The organism is Polaromonas sp. JS666, from assembly GCF_900103405.1.
In the GTDB taxonomy this organism is placed as follows: domain Bacteria; phylum Pseudomonadota; class Gammaproteobacteria; order Burkholderiales; family Burkholderiaceae_C; genus Polaromonas.
This window is the reverse complement of record NZ_FNHX01000016.1, coordinates 1-15,322: the sequence shown is the minus strand read 5'-3', so window position 1 is coordinate 15,322 and position 15,322 is coordinate 1. Positions and strand designations below refer to the sequence as shown.

The 15,322-nt window shown below is 61.5% G+C and carries 15 protein-coding genes; 3 read left to right on the top strand and 12 right to left on the bottom strand.

The window, feature by feature from the left end; genetic code table 11:
* Positions 1 to 37: 37 nt before the first annotated feature.
* From BLQ85_RS22770 to BLQ85_RS22740, 8 genes are all read right to left on the bottom strand, one after another.
* The gene (locus tag BLQ85_RS22770) at positions 38 to 832 is read right to left on the bottom strand and encodes a MipA/OmpV family protein (RefSeq protein ID WP_074580249.1); all 795 of its coding nucleotides are present in this window, start codon (positions 830 to 832) and stop codon (positions 38 to 40) included.
* 450 nt (positions 833 to 1,282) lie between these two features.
* Positions 1,283 to 2,188: a hypothetical protein gene (locus BLQ85_RS22760; RefSeq protein ID WP_074580247.1), complete on the bottom strand. Its 906-nt coding sequence runs from the start codon at positions 2,186 to 2,188 to the stop codon at positions 1,283 to 1,285.
* Positions 2,189 to 2,294: 106 nt separating this feature from the next.
* Positions 2,295 to 2,891, bottom strand: coding sequence for a putative glycolipid-binding domain-containing protein (locus BLQ85_RS22755; RefSeq protein WP_083336963.1), 597 nt, complete (start codon positions 2,889 to 2,891; stop codon positions 2,295 to 2,297).
* 78 nt (positions 2,892 to 2,969) lie between these two features.
* Complete coding sequence (locus BLQ85_RS22750; RefSeq protein WP_074580246.1) at positions 2,970 to 3,719, bottom strand: tRNA-uridine aminocarboxypropyltransferase; 750 nt, start codon at positions 3,717 to 3,719, stop codon at positions 2,970 to 2,972.
* A gap of 140 nt (positions 3,720 to 3,859) precedes the next feature.
* Positions 3,860 to 4,531: a hypothetical protein gene (locus BLQ85_RS24445; RefSeq protein WP_074580245.1), complete on the bottom strand. Its 672-nt coding sequence runs from the start codon at positions 4,529 to 4,531 to the stop codon at positions 3,860 to 3,862.
* A 12-nt stretch (positions 4,532 to 4,543) separates the two neighbouring features.
* Positions 4,544 to 4,963: a hypothetical protein gene (locus BLQ85_RS24440; RefSeq protein ID WP_139201097.1), complete on the bottom strand. Its 420-nt coding sequence runs from the start codon at positions 4,961 to 4,963 to the stop codon at positions 4,544 to 4,546.
* A gap of 2 nt (positions 4,964 to 4,965) precedes the next feature.
* Positions 4,966 to 6,045 (bottom strand): hypothetical protein, encoded by a 1,080-nt coding sequence (locus BLQ85_RS24435; protein ID WP_139201096.1) that lies wholly within the window; start codon positions 6,043 to 6,045, stop codon positions 4,966 to 4,968.
* 9 nt (positions 6,046 to 6,054) lie between these two features.
* Positions 6,055 to 7,884, bottom strand: coding sequence for a DEAD/DEAH box helicase (locus tag BLQ85_RS22740; RefSeq protein ID WP_175456181.1), 1,830 nt, complete (start codon positions 7,882 to 7,884; stop codon positions 6,055 to 6,057).
* A gap of 237 nt (positions 7,885 to 8,121) precedes the next feature.
* Here BLQ85_RS22740 and BLQ85_RS22735 point away from each other — a divergent pair, with 237 nt between their 5' ends.
* Positions 8,122 to 8,544 carry a YybH family protein gene (locus BLQ85_RS22735; protein WP_074580243.1) on the top strand — a complete coding sequence of 141 codons (423 nt, stop codon included), beginning with the start codon at positions 8,122 to 8,124 and terminating at the stop codon, positions 8,542 to 8,544.
* An 84-nt stretch (positions 8,545 to 8,628) separates the two neighbouring features.
* On the opposite strand, the gene BLQ85_RS22730 is transcribed toward BLQ85_RS22735, so the two are convergent.
* The 4 genes from BLQ85_RS22730 to BLQ85_RS22715 all read right to left on the bottom strand — a co-directional run bounded on the left by BLQ85_RS22730 (position 8,629) and on the right by BLQ85_RS22715 (position 12,014).
* Positions 8,629 to 9,087, bottom strand: a complete 459-nt coding sequence (locus tag BLQ85_RS22730; protein ID WP_175456180.1) for an Hsp20/alpha crystallin family protein — start codon at positions 9,085 to 9,087, stop codon at positions 8,629 to 8,631.
* A 39-nt stretch (positions 9,088 to 9,126) separates the two neighbouring features.
* Positions 9,127 to 9,570 carry an Hsp20/alpha crystallin family protein gene (locus BLQ85_RS22725; protein ID WP_074580293.1) on the bottom strand — a complete coding sequence of 148 codons (444 nt, stop codon included), beginning with the start codon at positions 9,568 to 9,570 and terminating at the stop codon, positions 9,127 to 9,129.
* A gap of 368 nt (positions 9,571 to 9,938) precedes the next feature.
* The gene (locus tag BLQ85_RS22720; RefSeq protein ID WP_217631844.1) at positions 9,939 to 10,745 is read right to left on the bottom strand and encodes a DUF4189 domain-containing protein; all 807 of its coding nucleotides are present in this window, start codon (positions 10,743 to 10,745) and stop codon (positions 9,939 to 9,941) included.
* 141 nt (positions 10,746 to 10,886) lie between these two features.
* The gene (locus BLQ85_RS22715; protein WP_074580241.1) at positions 10,887 to 12,014 is read right to left on the bottom strand and encodes a threonine synthase; all 1,128 of its coding nucleotides are present in this window, start codon (positions 12,012 to 12,014) and stop codon (positions 10,887 to 10,889) included.
* A gap of 144 nt (positions 12,015 to 12,158) precedes the next feature.
* Here BLQ85_RS22715 and BLQ85_RS22710 point away from each other — a divergent pair, with 144 nt between their 5' ends.
* Together BLQ85_RS22710 and BLQ85_RS22705 are read left to right on the top strand one after the other, a co-directional pair.
* Positions 12,159 to 12,812 (top strand): helix-turn-helix transcriptional regulator, encoded by a 654-nt coding sequence (locus BLQ85_RS22710; RefSeq protein WP_074580240.1) that lies wholly within the window; start codon positions 12,159 to 12,161, stop codon positions 12,810 to 12,812.
* Between the two features lie 145 nt (positions 12,813 to 12,957).
* Positions 12,958 to 15,057, top strand: a complete 2,100-nt coding sequence (locus BLQ85_RS22705) for a D-(-)-3-hydroxybutyrate oligomer hydrolase (RefSeq protein ID WP_074580239.1) — start codon at positions 12,958 to 12,960, stop codon at positions 15,055 to 15,057.
* Positions 15,058 to 15,322: the final 265 nt, after the last annotated feature.

Genomic DNA, 15,322 nt, shown 5'->3' with positions numbered 1-15,322 from the left:
TCATCTCGGTCCCCTATCGGTCCGGCGCCCGCTGGCTTCAGAATTTCCGGGTAACGCCGACAAACACGGAGGTTACGCCCTTGGCGTCCCTGTCCACCAAGGGGCTGTTGCGGATCTTGCCCGGCAGCGCGCTGTAAGACAGGCCGCCCGCCAGAATCCACTTGTCGGCGAAGGGCCGCATCACGTCCACCCCGACACGCGGAATCACCGCGCTGCCCGGCTTGTAATTCACCACACCCCGCGCCACTTCCGCATCCAGCGTGCCGTAGTAGTAATTGGCCAGCTTGCTGGAGTAATGGCTGACCGCGACGTGGGGCGTGATCGTGGCCGGCCCCCACTGCAGTGGATAGCCGTATTTGGCCGAGGCCTCGTAGCCCTTGCTGGCGCCCGACACATCGGCCTTCAGCGCCAGCTCCACCACGCCCATCCCGCCCTTGAAGGACCCGGCAATCCCCAGGTCCAGTCCGTTGTCGCGGTCTTCCAGCAGGCTGCGGTTGATGCCCCGGGCTGCAAGCTCGGCCGCGCCGAAATCCTCTTTCTTGATGCCGCCCAGCCGGGCGCCCAGGGTGGCATCGAATGTGAACCCGTCGCGGCTGAGCAGGTGGTAACCCCCGCTGATCCCGCGCCAGAAGAACTTCTCGCCCTGGTAGCTGACCAGCGGCACCGCGCGAAGCCTGGCGCTTTCCCCCGCGTAAATGTCGGTCCTGGCCGCCACGCCCAGCCCCAGGCCCCAGGGTGAGTCCCCGGGCTCGGGCCTGGGCTGCGCATACGCGCCCGTCAATGCCGACAGCAACACCACAGCGGCGGGAACAACAACAGACTTGCGCTTCATAGGGAACTCCTCCTGGACGGTTTCTGGAAAAAGGCCGCCGGCGGACCGCCGGGCTGCACGCACTGTGCCGCCCCGCTGTCGCGGAGATGTCGCGGCGGCAAAACACGCATCGCGACATCCCGGCGACAGCCAGCGCCCACCATCACCGCTATTGCTTTCCCTTTTCCTTTCCTTTTTTGAAACCGGACACACCAGGATGACAAAACGCCAAACCCGCCCTGACGCCGCCCTTTCCCCTTCGGCGGCCGCCAGGCCCGCCGTTCTTGCCCGCGCCGAAACAAGCCCACGCCCGCTCAAGCGCGAGCCCTGCGCCCCGCCCGCTTTGCCGCTTTTTGCGATGTACTTTCTGGGCGCATGGGCCGGCAAGCCCGGCGCGGCGCGCGGGCGCAAGCGATGAATGAGGCCGCGCGCAAAAAAAAAGCCAGGCAAGCAGCCTGGCCGATCGCTTGTTTACCTGTCCGTGCCGGGAAAGTAAGGCGCGCCCTGTATCGCCGTCAGTGGCAGATAAAAAGTTTTCACCGGCACCAGTGGCGGCGGTTTCACGGATGTCGCGCGTCCGGCCGCTATCTCTGCGGCTTCTTCATCGCTGGGGCGTTTGGCCTCGGCCAGCGCTGGCTGTATGCAGGCGTTGCGAATCCTTTGCAGCGCTTTTTCGGGCAGTTCCTTGCGCACGCCAAAGCGGCGGCCGTCCACATGCAGCACCTCGTCGTCTTTCAGTGTGGCGCGCAAGTCCAGCGGCGGGCTGCCAAACGCCCGGTTGTAGCCCACGCGCAGCATGTTCACATCGCCACGCCGGTACTGCACCACGCGCAGCCGCTTGGGTTGGCGCATGTCATCGCCTTCCACGTCGCCCATGTAGAAGTAGCGCACCTGCGCCGCCGGCATGGGCGGCAGCTTGTAGCTTGAAGACCAGCCGTTGTGGTCGGCGTTGAACAGCGGGCGCATCGTGGTGGGCAGCGCTTCGTCGCCCGAGGTGGCAAACACCGGTGACGTTGCGTCAGAAAGCGAGCTGCCATGAAAGTCAAACGCCACGCTCGCCTTCTGCTCAACCGCCGCGCGGCCAAAGGCGGGGAAGACGGAGCCGATTTGCCGCACTTCCTCCAGGCGCACGCCATTGCCCTCGGCCTTCCAGCGCCCGCCGGCCAGCATGTCGAGCGAGCCGCCCATAAAGGCAAAACAAAAGGTGTTGTCGTCCAGCAGCATCAGCTGCGCCCGCGAATCCACCGAGCCTTGGGTGTAGCCGCCCACATAGGGCTTCTCGGCCTCGGTCAGCGCCTGCGCGGCGGCGAAGGGCAGCAAGCTCAGGGTGAAGGTGGCAAGGGTTGCGGAAGGAGCAAAAAAGAAGCTTGGGCGCATGAGGTCCTGCGGTGGGTAGATAAGCCAGTGACTGTATTACAGCGGCGCGCGCAGCCCTTACCGGCTCGCGCGCCCGGGTGCAAGGGCGAACGCCTGTCTCAGTATTTCAGGCCTTCACGCGCCGAAACAAGCCCGGGTAGTCCAGCACCAGGCCGTCTTCATCCACCCGCAGTTCGGCCTTGAAGCCGCTCCCATCGAGGCTCTCAAAAAGGTAGAGCCTCTCGCCCACGCGTGTGTAGGCCTGTGCCTGGGCCTTCACCGTCAAGGCAGTCCCGTCAACCCAGGCCATGCGGAAGCTGCGCCGCTCCCCCACGGCCATGGGCTCACGAAGGATAGGAAAGCTGTTGGTCAACGGCGTCGGCCAGATGTCGATGTCCAGGCATCCGTCCAGTTCGGCCAGGGGCCGGCCCTCGCCATCCTGCCAATGACCCTTGCCGTCCGTGCGCAGGCTCAGCAGCCGGTTGATGCCGGCTTTGGCTACAAAAAAATCAGCACTGCGAAGCTGCCAGGCCTCGTCCCAGTAGAGCCGGTAGGCCAGGCGAAAGGGCTGCTGGTGTTCGTCGACCGCAAGCACCACGCTGTCAGCCTGGCCTTGTGCCAGCAGCAAATGCTCCAGCCCCAGGCCTCGCGAAGCCGGGTTCCATGTGGGCTGCCAGCAGATCGTCCGGAAAGAAGAAGATGAGGAAGAGGCTTCGTTCACCATGGGCGTGACCCTTTCGAAGGGCCACCATTGTGCGCCGGGCAGGCGCCGGCCTGCCAGTGTTCGCCACCCGAGACTTGTCTACAAACGTAAGCCGCGCAAACGTTGGTGCGCCGCGTCTTCCAGGTCCAGCGGTTGCTGCTGCTTGGCTTTTAAATAGTGATTCGTGAACACGTCGAGATAAGCCTCCAGCGTCTCGGCCACCTGCGCCTCACCGGCCAGCGCAAAACACAAAGCCGCGACTTCCGAGGTACAGAAATGTTCATCGCGCTGCGAGCGCCTGAGCTTGTAGCGCGACAGCTGCTCGCTCTGCAAACTCAGCACCGGCAAATGATTCAGGTAAGGGCTTTTGCGAAACATTTTTCGCGCTTCGGGCCAGGTCGCGTCCAGCAGCACAAACAGCGGGCGTTTGGCTTTGTGTTTGTTGCTGCCATCGGCTGAAGCGATGCTGGCCGGCAACTCCGTCACCACCCGCTCCGCCGCCACAAACTCGCCGGGGAAGACCAGATAAGGTTGCCACTGCGGGTCCGCCAGCAAAGCCAGCAAGCCGGGCTCGACTTCGGTGCGCGCCCAGCCAAAGGCGTAAGTGTCGGCCACCACATCGGCAATCAGCCAGCCCGTGTTGCTGGGCTTGAGCGCCTCGATATCCGCCATCACCAGGCACACACCGGCATTGACAGCCGGCGTCACCGGCCGCAAAGCACACATGCAATGGCTGGGCACCAGCCGGCAGCCGGCACAACGAACGTTGCGCGGCCCGCCACGGGCTAAAAAAGGTTTGGAGGCGCGCGCCAGGCGGGCTGTGCGCAGGCGGGAGACGGCGTGGGGCATGAGGTCGATCTTGGGCGAAACTTCGGTTGGAATGGCCGACTGTATGTGACCCCGCTAGGTAGGTTGGCTTAGCTATTCAAAAAAAATGAAAATCCAAATGAACCGGCCTCTCACACTCCGTCGCTCATACCCTGAGGCCTCTACTTGGCTTTGTATCGCTTGGCCGTGCGACCGCTTCTGTCTTCGGGCGCAAAGTGAAGGACGACGCATGTGTGCCAAACACGCAATGGGATACCAAAGGTTTGATGATTGTGCTCTGAATTGAATCCAAGCGCGTATCGACGAGCGCAGTCTGCTAAGACGTTCCCACTTGCCACTGGTAGGCTTGCGAAAGCATCTCTCCAGCTCCTAATATGTTCGGCAGCGTTCGGTCGGTGTAGGTATCCGATAAGTCCTCCGTACATCACTCCGCCGGGTGCCATTCCAGGCCGATATCTGGTGGCTAGTTGAAGATATCCTTCACGCATATCCCCGATATCGGCAAACTTCTTCGCCTCTGCAATCCATTTGAACTGCCTCCGTGGGTTACTTACAGTGAGGTCAACATTTCCACCGGCTTGAGTGTTATGGCTGGCGTCATACTGCATACCCCAAAGAATGTCGGCTATGCGTTGTGTCGTCGCGTCTTCTGATTCGTCAGGGTAGTTCTGAGGGTTATCCTCCAGTCGTTCGATAACTAGCTTTACGTCGTCATACAAAACATCAAGAAATTCGTCGTACGTCGAAACGGTAACTCGCCGCAACAGATTTGCTACGTAGAAGTCGTTCTTGGCGGCTTCTTCCACTGCGGCTAAGGAAAAGGAAGCTTGCATATTGAATCTGTTCTACCGGGGCAGTTCGGAAAGCAAACTCAAGGCTTCCGGCACTGGAGTGAAGAACATATAAATTTTTCTCGACACTTCTGGATCTGCGTCTCCAGTTAGTGGATTTATTTGTGATGAGAGAGCTTCTTTGACCATGCTTTTCTCCAGCCCATGGGGGTGCTGGTCTTCATCAAAGATTTCAAACCTGGTGTCCAAAATGCCGATTGCGTCTCCAGCGAGAAACTGCAACGTGCGCAAAATTACGTGATCAAGATTTCCGGACTCGGCTTGCGGCGTTAGCTGACGCACCAACTGCAAGTTAATATGGGACGTTCCCGCATGAGCAGCGAGAAAATCGAGGAGTGAAATGGCGATTAAGCGCTCGGTGCCCACTCCGAACGTTCGCTCCAGACGATCTAACAGTTGGGCGGTAGTCGCCATGGTTAGGTTGAATAGCTAACGAGCTTATTTACGACAGCAAGAATTGCCGCATCTGATCGAGCATCAAAGATTCGTGCAGTTCTCACGTAAGGCTCTTCGGAAGACAAGCTGGATATCGGAGTGCCAACCCGCACTCCCACTGTTCCCTGCACGCCAATAAGTTTGTCCCAAGTTACAGTGACATCGTAAGGAGTGATTGTGCCAACTGCCACGACTCCTGCAGCGTGAAAAGTTTCGATTCGCAGATCCTTTGATGAAGTCATCGATTCCTTTTTTACGGAGTCCGTTGGGGATCGGAAAAGAAGGCGAGAGACGCGACCCTCGTTTTTTTTCTGATAAAGATTATTTATGCAGGCAAGGAGGTTTAGCGGTTTATTGTGTTCGTAGGTGGAGTTTAAGCTTGGGACTAGCGTCACTGTACGCCCCAGTATTGAGAGGCAGCGCCCCTCAGATGTTTCCGGTCCTCGAATTCGATCCGGGTAATCAATCAAAATTTCAATTCGATCGAGTTTGGGGCGCACAGTCAGAACGTCGAATACTTGAAAGTCCATCTTGCGGATCGCAATAAACTCATCGAAGCCAGCAAAGGCATCACGTACCGCAGCGGCAACCTCGTTTGTGCCGTATCGCACCTGTTCTTCAACGGTCCTTTTTGCGCAGTAGACCAACGAGATATCGCCATTCGGGTACGCCACTTTGCCGGCCAATTCATAGTCATAAGGAAGCTCGCGAAGAGCTGTTTCTGACAATGCCAACGGATAAATTGCTCCGTAGCTGGGCGAGGCAGGCTCGATGTCTTTTAGAACTTCAGCAATCTTAGATGCCTCTCCCTTCTGAAGATCAAAAATATGAACATCCTTGGTTCCCCCCAAAATTAGGTCACCATGAATCTGCTTGAGAATTTTTTCTCCCTTGATTTGCAGGGCGGCATCTCCCTCCTCAAATCGCTCAGCTAATTGATCCCAACCAACAGCAGTGACCAATCCTTCTTCTTTGAGAATCGCCCTCAGCTCGCTTAGAGAGTATTTTTGCCTTATTTGCGCGAGCAATTGTCGGAAACGGTCTTTCGGTATGGTTGCCATTTTTTCCCTCTAATTTTGTGTCGTGAGTCGTTTTGCAAAATTCGCGGTGCCACTTAATGTGATTAGCAGTGCTTGTGTCGCCCTCGTGGCGCCGACATAAAACACCCGCGCTGCCTCCTTCTCGTCTTCCCCTGGCGCGGGCATGTTCCCCACGCCGAGTAACGCGACCACGGGGAACTCCAAACCCTTGCTAACCTTCATGGTCATGACCTTGATCTTGTTGCTGGTGGGGTCGAAGTCTCCAGGGCCAAGCCGGTTCTCCACGGGCAGCTTGCGTTGCGCCAGCGCCTGTGCGCACAGGTCGCGTGTCTTCGTGTCCGCGCACAGTACTGCCATATCTCCCCAGGCAAAGCCGTCTTTGTGGGAGTTGGCTAGGTGGTCGGCAATGGCGAATGCTTCATCGCGCAGCGTGGGTAAGCGAATGATGAGCGGCGCTTCGCCATCGCGGCCGCAGCTGATGGGCTTGAGCAGCGGAATGCCGTCGTCATCCCGATCGTCCGCAGTCAGCAAATCGGCGGCAATCAGATTGGCGGTTTGCAGGATCTGCTTGGTGTTGCGGTAGTTGATTTTCAGGATGGTGGTGCGGCCTTGTGCTTGCACGCCCACACTTTTGAAGCTGAACTGTTTGCTGCGGCTGCGGCTGCGGTCGTAAATGCTTTGCGCATCGTCAAAGAGCAGTAGCAAGCTGTTGGTGGCCGGGTCGACCATCTGCGTGATGAGCTTGAGCCATTCAGGCGCAAAGTCGTGGCCCTCGTCAATCATGACCGCCTGGTACTGGCCACCTGGAATGTGCTTGCGGTCTACAGCGTTAATTACACGCTGCACCAGCTCTTCCACAAACTGATTGCGGCCCAGCTGTCCCGGCAGGGTTTGCCCAAAAGCTACCAATTGGTCGCGGCACCACTTATGGAAGTGACGCACGTGCACCTTGCCGCTCAAACCTTTGGCGTTCATCACGCTGTGGAGCTTTACGCCCAGCGGCTCGTTGAAACACAGGACGAGGATGGGCTTTGACGTTGGTGTATGTGCCTTGGCAAGGTATTCGGCGCGGTAACCGAGGATCATGGTCTTGCCTGAGCCGGCCACGCCGTGAATCACACGATGGCCGTCGCCTAGGCTGCGGGCAAGTTGCTCTTGCTGTAAATCCATCACGCGCATGATGTCGGGCAACTCGGCTTCTTCATCACTGTCGTTGAAGAGTGCGCCCTGCGTTTGCACGCGTACTTCGGGAAACATGATCCAGCGCACGCGGTCCAGTTGCGGCAGCGACATGACGCCGCCCATCATGTAGGGGAACATGTCCCATAGCCGGCTTTGAAGCTCTTCCGCGCTCACCGACTCCAGCATCTCGTCCTGGCAGATCACGCGGTGAGGTTCTATGGCATTGCCGAGTTCTGCATCATCGAACTGCTTACGGGTAATGCCGGTAAATACTACGCCGTAGCTCCACGGAAAGGCCAGCTTGCCTTTGTATCTGCCGTCTTCGTGCACCAGCTGTTTGTCGCGCTGTAAGGCATCGATCACCTGGTGTGTATGTTGGCGCGCCTGCTCCAGAGGGCTCAGGACATTTTTGGGAATACCGTCTTGAAGGATTTCCCAGGTCTGTTTGTCGGCTCGCAGGATGGTGCTCAGCCGCCAGTCTTTAACCTCCAACACCATCAAGCCGCGCCGGGGGTGCATCACCACAAAATCAGGGTGTGCGTACTTGGGACCAACCGGTACGTCGTACCAGAGCAAATAGTCGTCGTCGAGCTTTTGCTCCAGCCGCTCCGCCAATCGCTTCTCGCCGTTGGTCATCCGGGAGATGCAGCTACCGATCGAGGGAATAAGAGTCGCCATGCAGAAGTCACTAACTCACTAACAGTTTGTGACAACCATCATGACGGTTAAATATGCGCAGAGCTAGAGTGCTTCTGCGGGCCGATAGGTGGAACGTACGAATTTGGCCGGATTTCAGATGTGAATATTCACCAAAACTCCCGCCTCCGTCCGACTTCTCCGCTTTCCCCCTCATCCTTTGTCCTACGCCATGGCCCGCACGCCCGGCTTACGGTGCTCCTTTTAAGGGGACAAGCCATGAGCCAGCACCAGGACTTCCAATCCTTTATGAAAGCGCGCCAGCATGCCGCGAGCGCGTATGTCAGCGGCAATGCCGCGCCGCTTGCGCGTGTGGTGGCGCATGCGTCGCCGGCCACGTTTATGGGGCCGGGTGGCGGTACCGTGCAGGGCGCGGACGCGGTGTGGTCGCGTTATGAGCACGATGCCCAGCTGTTTGAGCCGGGCAGCACGACGGAGTTTGAAATTTTGGACATGGCGGCGGGTGACACCGTTGCCTACTGGACGGGCTACCAGAAGGCGCAGGCCCATATGAAGGGCCAGGAAAAAACCATTCCCATGACCTTGCGGGTGACCGAGGTGTTTCGGCTGGAGGGTGATGCATGGAAGCTGGTGCACCGGCATGCGGACCCGCTGGCGGAACCGGGGGCCAAGAAGCCTTAGCCGGGAGAACTCCCTCTCCGCAGAGGGAGAGGGAAGTCAATCAAGGGAGGGGACAGGGCGAGCGCCCCGCCCCTTTCTTTCCGCTTAAGCCACCTTGACGTTGATGCGCCGCGGCTGCGCGTGCGCAGCCTTGGGAATGCGCAGCTTGAGCACGCCCTGGGCGAGCTCGGCGCTCACGTTCTCGGTGTCGAGTTCCTTGCTGAGGCTGAAGACGCGGTGAAAACGTCCCAGGCCCACCTCGGTGTGGCTGGACTGCAAGCCTTCGGGTGCGGCCAGGGCGGAGTCGGCCTCAATGGTCAGGGTGTCGGCCTCGACCTGCAGCTTGAGGTTTTCCTTGGGCACGCCGGGAAGGTCGGCATACAGGGTGATGCCGGTGCTGTCTTCGATCACGTCGACGGGCGGCGTGAGCGTGGCATTGGCATAACGCGCCGGCTGCCGGCCTTGCTGCTGCGTGAGCTCGGTGGACGGGTCGCCGTGTTGCATGGCGGCGTTGCCGTTGCGGGTGGTGCTGGTAGTGCTTTGGGTGGATTTGCTGCCGAACATGGTTGGCCTCCTTTCCTTGTTTGCCAATCTGTGTGCGAGTTAGTGGATGGTGATGCGGCGCGGTTGTGCGGCCGCGCGGCGCTGGATGCTGATGTGGACCAGGCCGTCCTTGAAGCTGGCCTCGACGGCGTCGGGGTCGGCGTCTTCGGGCAGGCTGATCACGCGGCGGAAGCTGCCGGCAAAACGCTCGTTGATGTGCAGCGTGGACTGCGCGCCGGCCTGGGCCTGGGGCAGCTCGGACTTGCGCTCGCCGGCGATGGTGAGCATGCCGCGCTCTAAATCAATTTCCAGGGTTTTGGGGTCTACGCCGGGGGCGAAGGCATAGACCTCCACGGTCTGCGGTGTGCCGCCTATGTTGAGGGCGGGAAAGCCGCCGCGGCCGAAGCCGCGTATGTTGGGAGACAGCTCAAGCGCCTGCTGAATCTCGCGTTGCAGGCGGTCCATCTCCCCGAACATGTCGTAGGGAAACAGGGATCGAAACATGGCGATTACCTCCATTCAGGTTGAACATGGTCATGAATGGCGCCGGACCGGCGGCTCGGCGCCCGGATGGAGGAATTAGGAATTCGCCCGCGAATTTCAAGAGGGGCAAAAGCGTGTTTGCGTTTGCTTGTTGTTGAGGCGGTTTGTTGCGCGTGCGCGGCCTCTTTTTTTAAGACTTTTTTCGCAAATCGCGGGAGGGAGCACTACCCCTTTCCCCACAGGCGCGGGGTCGGGCGCGGCGATTGAAGGCGGGCTCTTCAAGCCAGCCGGGGCCGCGGAACCGGCTTTGCCGGGCCGCAGGCGCAGCGGCCCCCTCGGGGGGCAGCGCATTACACGAAGTCGAAGACGCAGTGAAAAGCGTGGGGGCTCTATTTCCGGCTAATGACTACCGCGCCGCCCACACCCTTGGCGTCGGAGTTGCTGCCGCGCATCAGGTTGGGGCTGGCGATGGTCAGCGTGTAGTTGTCGGCGTTGTAGACGCCCGTGCCCTGCAGGTAGACCGGGTTGCTGCCATTGACGATCACGGTGTTGCCCTGCACGGTAATGGCCACATCCTGCTGCACGCGTTTGGCGATGCCTTCGGTGTTGACAAAGGCCTGCACCAGCACGCCGCGGTAGCTGTTGCTGCCGGTGCTCTGGGTCACGCGCAGGCTGCCGTTGGCGGTGTAGCCGGTCGGCGAGACGTAGTCCACCAGCCATTCGCCCAGTATGGCAAAGCCGCCGGCGGCCGGCTTGCTGTTGTTATTGCTGTTGTTGTTGCCCTGGGGGGTGGATGCTGCGTCTACCGAGGTCTTGGTGGCATCGCAGCCCCAGGAGCGCACCTTGCAGCTGGAGCCGCCTCTTTCGCGGCATTCAGACATGGCGCGAGCCTGGGCGTTGGAGCTGTTGGCGGCCGTGCCCCAGCCATAAGCGTTGGAGCCCTTGGCCTGGTCGGCGGCATAGGCGCCGCATTGGCCGCCGCCGAAGCGCAGCACGACGGCGCAGTCAGTGCCGCATTCGCGCATGGCGCGGGCGTCGGCCTGGTCGGTGCTGGGGTGGTTAAACGAGAAGCCGTATTTTTCGCCCTGCAGCGAATCGATGGCCAGCGAGCCGGCGGCCAGGGCCTGGCCGCCCGCGAACAAAACAAACATGCCCAGCGCCAGCCTGGCGGCGAGCGCCTTCAATCCCAAAGTCATCATGGTTCTTTCCCTCCAAGGAAATGGTGTTGTTGTCATCGCCGCGCGGGTTGGGCCCCACGCTGGCGTTTGTAGTCCTTTAGTAGACAGGGAAATTATGAGGGAATTGGGGCATGGGGTGGAGGGGTTTTTCCGGGGGCGCTAGCCGGCAAACAGCTCCGTCATGAACTGCGTGGACTTCAAACCCGTCCCCGTCAGCAGCACCACCGTGGTTTCATTCGCCTGGATGGCGCCCGAGGCGTGCAAGACCTCCAGCGCCGCGGCGGCCGAGGAACTGGTGGGTTCGGCATACAGGCCCATGCCGGCCAGGCGGCGCACGGCCGCGGCGATCTGCTCTTCTGTCAGGGCCACGGTGCCGCCGCCCGATTCGCGAATCGCTTTGAGCAGTTCCAGCAGGCGTATCGGCCGCTTGATGGCCGTGCCTTCGGCAATCGTGGGTTTGACGGCGCGCTCCACGGGGCCGTCGCTGCCGGCCCTGAAGCTGGCATCTATCGGCGAGCAATTGAGGGGCTGGGCCGCGAAGAGTTTGGGCAGCTTCTTGATCTGGCCCGAGGCCAGCAGCTCGCTGAAACCGATATGGCAGCCCAGCACATTGCTGCCGGCGCCGGCCGGGATGATGATGTTGTCGGGCGCCTTGAAGCCCAGGTCTTCCCAGAGTTCATAGGCGATGGACTTGGTGCCCTGCAAAAAGAAGGGGTGCCAGTTGTGGCTGGCGTAGAAGATGTTTTCCGACTGGCGAATCGCCTCGTATTCGGATTCTTCGCGCGGGCCTTCGACCAGCTGCACCTCGGCGCCGAAAGCGCGTATCTGCGCGACCTTCGGAAGCGGCGTGTAGCTGGGTGCGAGGATCTTGACTTGGATGCCGGCCGCCGCGCCCGCGGCCGCAATCGCCGCGCCGCCATTGCCCGAGCTGTCTTCGAGGATGTGGCTGATGCCCAATTGCTTGAGGAAGGACACCATCACACTCGCGCCGCGGTCTTTAAAACTGCTGGTGGGGTTAAACCATTCGAGCTTGAACAGGGGCGAGAGCCCGCCCCAGGATTTTTCGACCAGGGGCGTGCAGCCTTCGCCCATGCTGGCGCGGCTGTCGATGGCCAGCGGCAAGGCAGCGCGGTAGCGCCAGAGGGAGCGCTCGCGTGTGTCGATCTCGTCGCGGCCTATGCCGGGCAGCGCGCTCAGCATCAGTGGGTTGCCGGCGTCGGAGCGCCAGCGGCGGTCGCTGAGCGGGTAGTGTTTGCCGGTGCGGGGGTCTAGGTAGTGGGCTTGCATGGGGCTTTCGCGGACTTGAGGGGTTTGTCCATGTATTGGAAAATATATCCAATATTGGATAAATCGTCAAATATTCCCCCAAGGCAGAGGCGCTGGGATACGATCAAAGCCAGACAATTTGTCTGAATTCTGAAAACCACCGCCATGCCCAAAGCACCCGCCAAGCCCCCCCAGCCCGCCGGCAAGCCCAGCAACAAGCACCTGCTCGCCGAGCTGAAAAACATCGCCGAAGGCCTGGGCAAGACTTTTGCGCCCTTCTGCGAGGTGGTGGTGCACGACCTCACGCATCCGAAGAACGCCATCCTCGCGATTGAAAACAACCTGAGCGGCCGGCGCGTGGGCCAGCCCGCGACCGAGCTGGGCCTGGCGCGCATCCAGGACCCGGACTACCCGGCGGTGATCGCCAACTACGCCAACCAGTTCGCCGACGGCCGCAAGGTCAAGAGCACCTCGGTGGGCATACGCAATGAGGAAGGCGACTATGTGGCCGCCATCTGCCTCAATGTGGACCTGACCCTGTTCAACGGCTTCCAGGCCGCGATGGGGCAGTTCACCGCGATTGAAAGCAGCGCCGTGACCGAGACCCTGGACGCGGCGAATGCCGACCGCATCCAGCAGTGCATAGACGAGTTCGCCGCCGCGCGCGCGACGACCGCGCGATCGCTGCGGCCGGCGGACCGCAAGCAGCTGGTGCAGGACCTGAAGAAGGCCGGCTACCTGGAGATACGCCGCGGCGCGGAAATTGCGGCCGCGCACATGGGGGTGTCGCGGGCGACCGTGTACAGCGACGCGAAGTAGGGATTCGGCGGCGGGTAGTTGGCGGCCCGGCCATCGCACAGAGGCAAAACCCTTACAAATCAAATCGTCCCCGTCGTGCAAATCACGGCGCTTGACCCGATGATGATGGTCGCGGCAGCAGCCGGACAACACCACGGAGGACGAGATGCAAAACACCATCACCACAGGCCTGGGCCTGCTCACGGCGGCCGCCTTGCTGGCCGGCTGCGGCAGCGGCGCGGGCGAACCCAAGAACACCAAGCCGGCCTACCTGGGCCCCATCAGCGTCGGTGTGTACGACGGCGGCAATGACGACCTGCTGACCGCGGGCCTGGGCAAGACCGGCCTGGGCGGCGCGGCGCCGCAGCCGGTGGACCCGCTGAAGCCGACGCCGGCCGAGCTGCGGCGCATCGCGATCTACAACAACTACCGCGCGATTCTCGACATCTCGCCGGCCGGCGGCTACGGCACGCTTTACGGCCCGAATGTGGATGCGCGCGGCGTGGCCACCACCAGCGAAGGCAAGATCCCCGGCAGCGAATACATCGCCTACTCGGACGACGGCAGCGGCCGCCACAACGTGACCATGATGGTGCAGGTGCCGGCCAGCTTCAACCCGGCCAGCGCCTGCATCGTGACCGGCACCTCCAGCGGCTCGCGCGGTGTTTACGGCGCGATTGGCTCTTCGGGCGAATGGGGCTTGAAGAACGGCTGCGCCGTGGCCTATACCGACAAGGGCACGGGCAGCGGCATGCACGACCTGCAGAACAACACGGTGCATTTGCAAAACGGCCTGCGCGCCGACGCGGTGGCGGCGGGCATCACCTCCAACTTCACGGCCGCCATCAGCCCGGCCGAACGCACGGCCTTTAACGCGGCCACGCCGAACCGTTTTGCCGTCAAGCATGCGCATTCGCAGCAGAACTCCGAAAAAGACTGGGGCCGCTTTACCTTGCAGGCGGTGGAGTTTGCCTACTACGTGCTCAACGAGCGTTATGGCGCGCCGGCGCGCGATGGTGTGTCGCGCCTGCGGACGCTGACACCGGCCAACACGATTGTGATTGCCTCCAGCGTGTCCAACGGCGCGGGCGCGGCGCTGGCCGCGGCCGAGCTCGACACGCGCGGGCTGATCAGCGGTGTGGCGGTCGGCGAGCCGCAGGTGCAGCTGGTGCCCGACAACCGGCTCAGCGTGCGGCGCGGCAACGTCACGCTGGCCGGCACCGGCCGGCCGCTGTATGACTACACCACGCTGGCCAATCTGCTGCAACCCTGCGCCGCGCTGCTCTCGCCCGCGACCAATGTGTTCAACACCATCAACCCGGCGATGGCCGCGAACCGCTGCGCGGCGCTCAAGGCCCAGGGCCTCGTCAACGGCAACACCCCGGCCGAGCAGGCGGCAGGTGCCATGGCGGTGCTGCAGGCCGCGGGCTGGCAGCCCGAAAGCAATGACCTGCAGGCCTCGCACTATTCATTCGCCACCTTGCCGGTGGCGCTGACCTATGCCAATGCTTATGGCCGTTTCGGCGTGCAGGACAACCTCTGCGGCTACAGCTTTGCCGCCACGGCCCCGGCCACCACACCCACACCCAATGTGCCGGTGCCGGTGTCCCCCGCCGCGCTGGCGACTTCCTTCGGCACCGGCAACGGCGTGCCGCCCACGGCCGGCGTCAGCATCGTCAACAACCTCAGCGTGGGCGGCCCGCTGCTGGACGCAGCCTCGGTATCGGCCGGCAATGTGCAGGACTACAACAGCCAGGGCGCACTGTGCCTGCGCGCCCTGGTGGCCGGCAACAGCCCCGCAAGTTTGCGCGTGCGTGAAGGCATACAGCAAGTGCTGCGCACCGCCAACCTGCAAGGCAAGCCGGCCCTCATCGTGCACGGCCGCTCCGACACCCTGGTGCCGGTGGCCCTGACCTCACGGCCTTACTTCGGCCTCAACAAAATGGTCGAAGGCCAAGCCAGCAAGCTCTCCTACATCGAAGTCACCAACGCCCAGCACTTTGATGCCTTTTTGGGATTTCCGGGGTACGGCGCGCGCCTGGTGCCGCTGCACCGCTACTTCATCCAGGCCATGGACATGATGTATGCGCATTTGAAGAGCGGCGCGCCGCTGCCGGGCAGCCAGGTGGTGCGGACTGTGCCGCGGGGGCAGACTGGTACTGTTGCCAATCCGATCACGCTGGCCAACGTACCGGCTATTCAGTTGGTGCCGGATGTCGGCAACCGGATCAGTTTTGCCAATAACGTTGTGACGGTTGCTGATTGAGTGGGGCTTAGCGGCGCTTGCGGGTGTTTGAGTTCCGGAGCCGGGGGTAGCCCGGCAGCTACTCACTTTTCTTTTGCTTCGCCAAAAGAAAAGTAAGCAAAAGAAAAGGCGACCCGCAGTCTGGGTCCCTTCGCTGCGCTACGGGCAACCTGCGCTGCTCGACTGCGGAGGGGGTCTGGCTAAACTCGCTACGCTGCGCTTCGCTCAAACAACGCCAGCCCTTATCCCTCCTCCGTCTGCGCTGCTCGGCCCAGCCAGGACGGGG

Excerpts from the sequence above, each read along its gene's own strand:
- BLQ85_RS22770 (WP_074580249.1), bottom strand. The coding sequence starts at position 832 with ATGAAGCGCAAGTCTGTTGTTGTTCCCGCCGCTGTGGTGTTGCTGTCG.
- BLQ85_RS24445 (WP_074580245.1), bottom strand. The coding sequence starts at position 4,531 with ATGCAAGCTTCCTTTTCCTTAGCCGCAGTGGAAGAAGCCGCCAAGAAC.
- BLQ85_RS22715 (WP_074580241.1), bottom strand. The coding sequence starts at position 12,014 with ATGCAAGCCCACTACCTAGACCCCCGCACCGGCAAACACTACCCGCTC.
- BLQ85_RS22730 (WP_175456180.1), bottom strand. The coding sequence starts at position 9,087 with ATGTTCGGCAGCAAATCCACCCAAAGCACTACCAGCACCACCCGCAAC.
- BLQ85_RS22750 (WP_074580246.1), bottom strand. The coding sequence starts at position 3,719 with ATGCCCCACGCCGTCTCCCGCCTGCGCACAGCCCGCCTGGCGCGCGCC.
- BLQ85_RS22725 (WP_074580293.1), bottom strand. The coding sequence starts at position 9,570 with ATGTTTCGATCCCTGTTTCCCTACGACATGTTCGGGGAGATGGACCGC.
- BLQ85_RS22755 (WP_083336963.1), bottom strand. The coding sequence starts at position 2,891 with ATGGTGAACGAAGCCTCTTCCTCATCTTCTTCTTTCCGGACGATCTGC.
- BLQ85_RS22740 (WP_175456181.1), bottom strand. The coding sequence starts at position 7,884 with ATGGCGACTCTTATTCCCTCGATCGGTAGCTGCATCTCCCGGATGACC.
- BLQ85_RS24435 (WP_139201096.1), bottom strand. The coding sequence starts at position 6,045 with ATGGCAACCATACCGAAAGACCGTTTCCGACAATTGCTCGCGCAAATA.
- BLQ85_RS22760 (WP_074580247.1), bottom strand. The coding sequence starts at position 2,188 with ATGCGCCCAAGCTTCTTTTTTGCTCCTTCCGCAACCCTTGCCACCTTC.
- BLQ85_RS22720 (WP_217631844.1), bottom strand. The coding sequence starts at position 10,745 with ATGACTTTGGGATTGAAGGCGCTCGCCGCCAGGCTGGCGCTGGGCATG.
- BLQ85_RS24440 (WP_139201097.1), bottom strand. The coding sequence starts at position 4,963 with ATGGCGACTACCGCCCAACTGTTAGATCGTCTGGAGCGAACGTTCGGA.
- BLQ85_RS22705 (WP_074580239.1), top strand. The coding sequence starts at position 12,958 with ATGCAAAACACCATCACCACAGGCCTGGGCCTGCTCACGGCGGCCGCC.
- BLQ85_RS22710 (WP_074580240.1), top strand. The coding sequence starts at position 12,159 with ATGCCCAAAGCACCCGCCAAGCCCCCCCAGCCCGCCGGCAAGCCCAGC.
- BLQ85_RS22735 (WP_074580243.1), top strand. The coding sequence starts at position 8,122 with ATGAGCCAGCACCAGGACTTCCAATCCTTTATGAAAGCGCGCCAGCAT.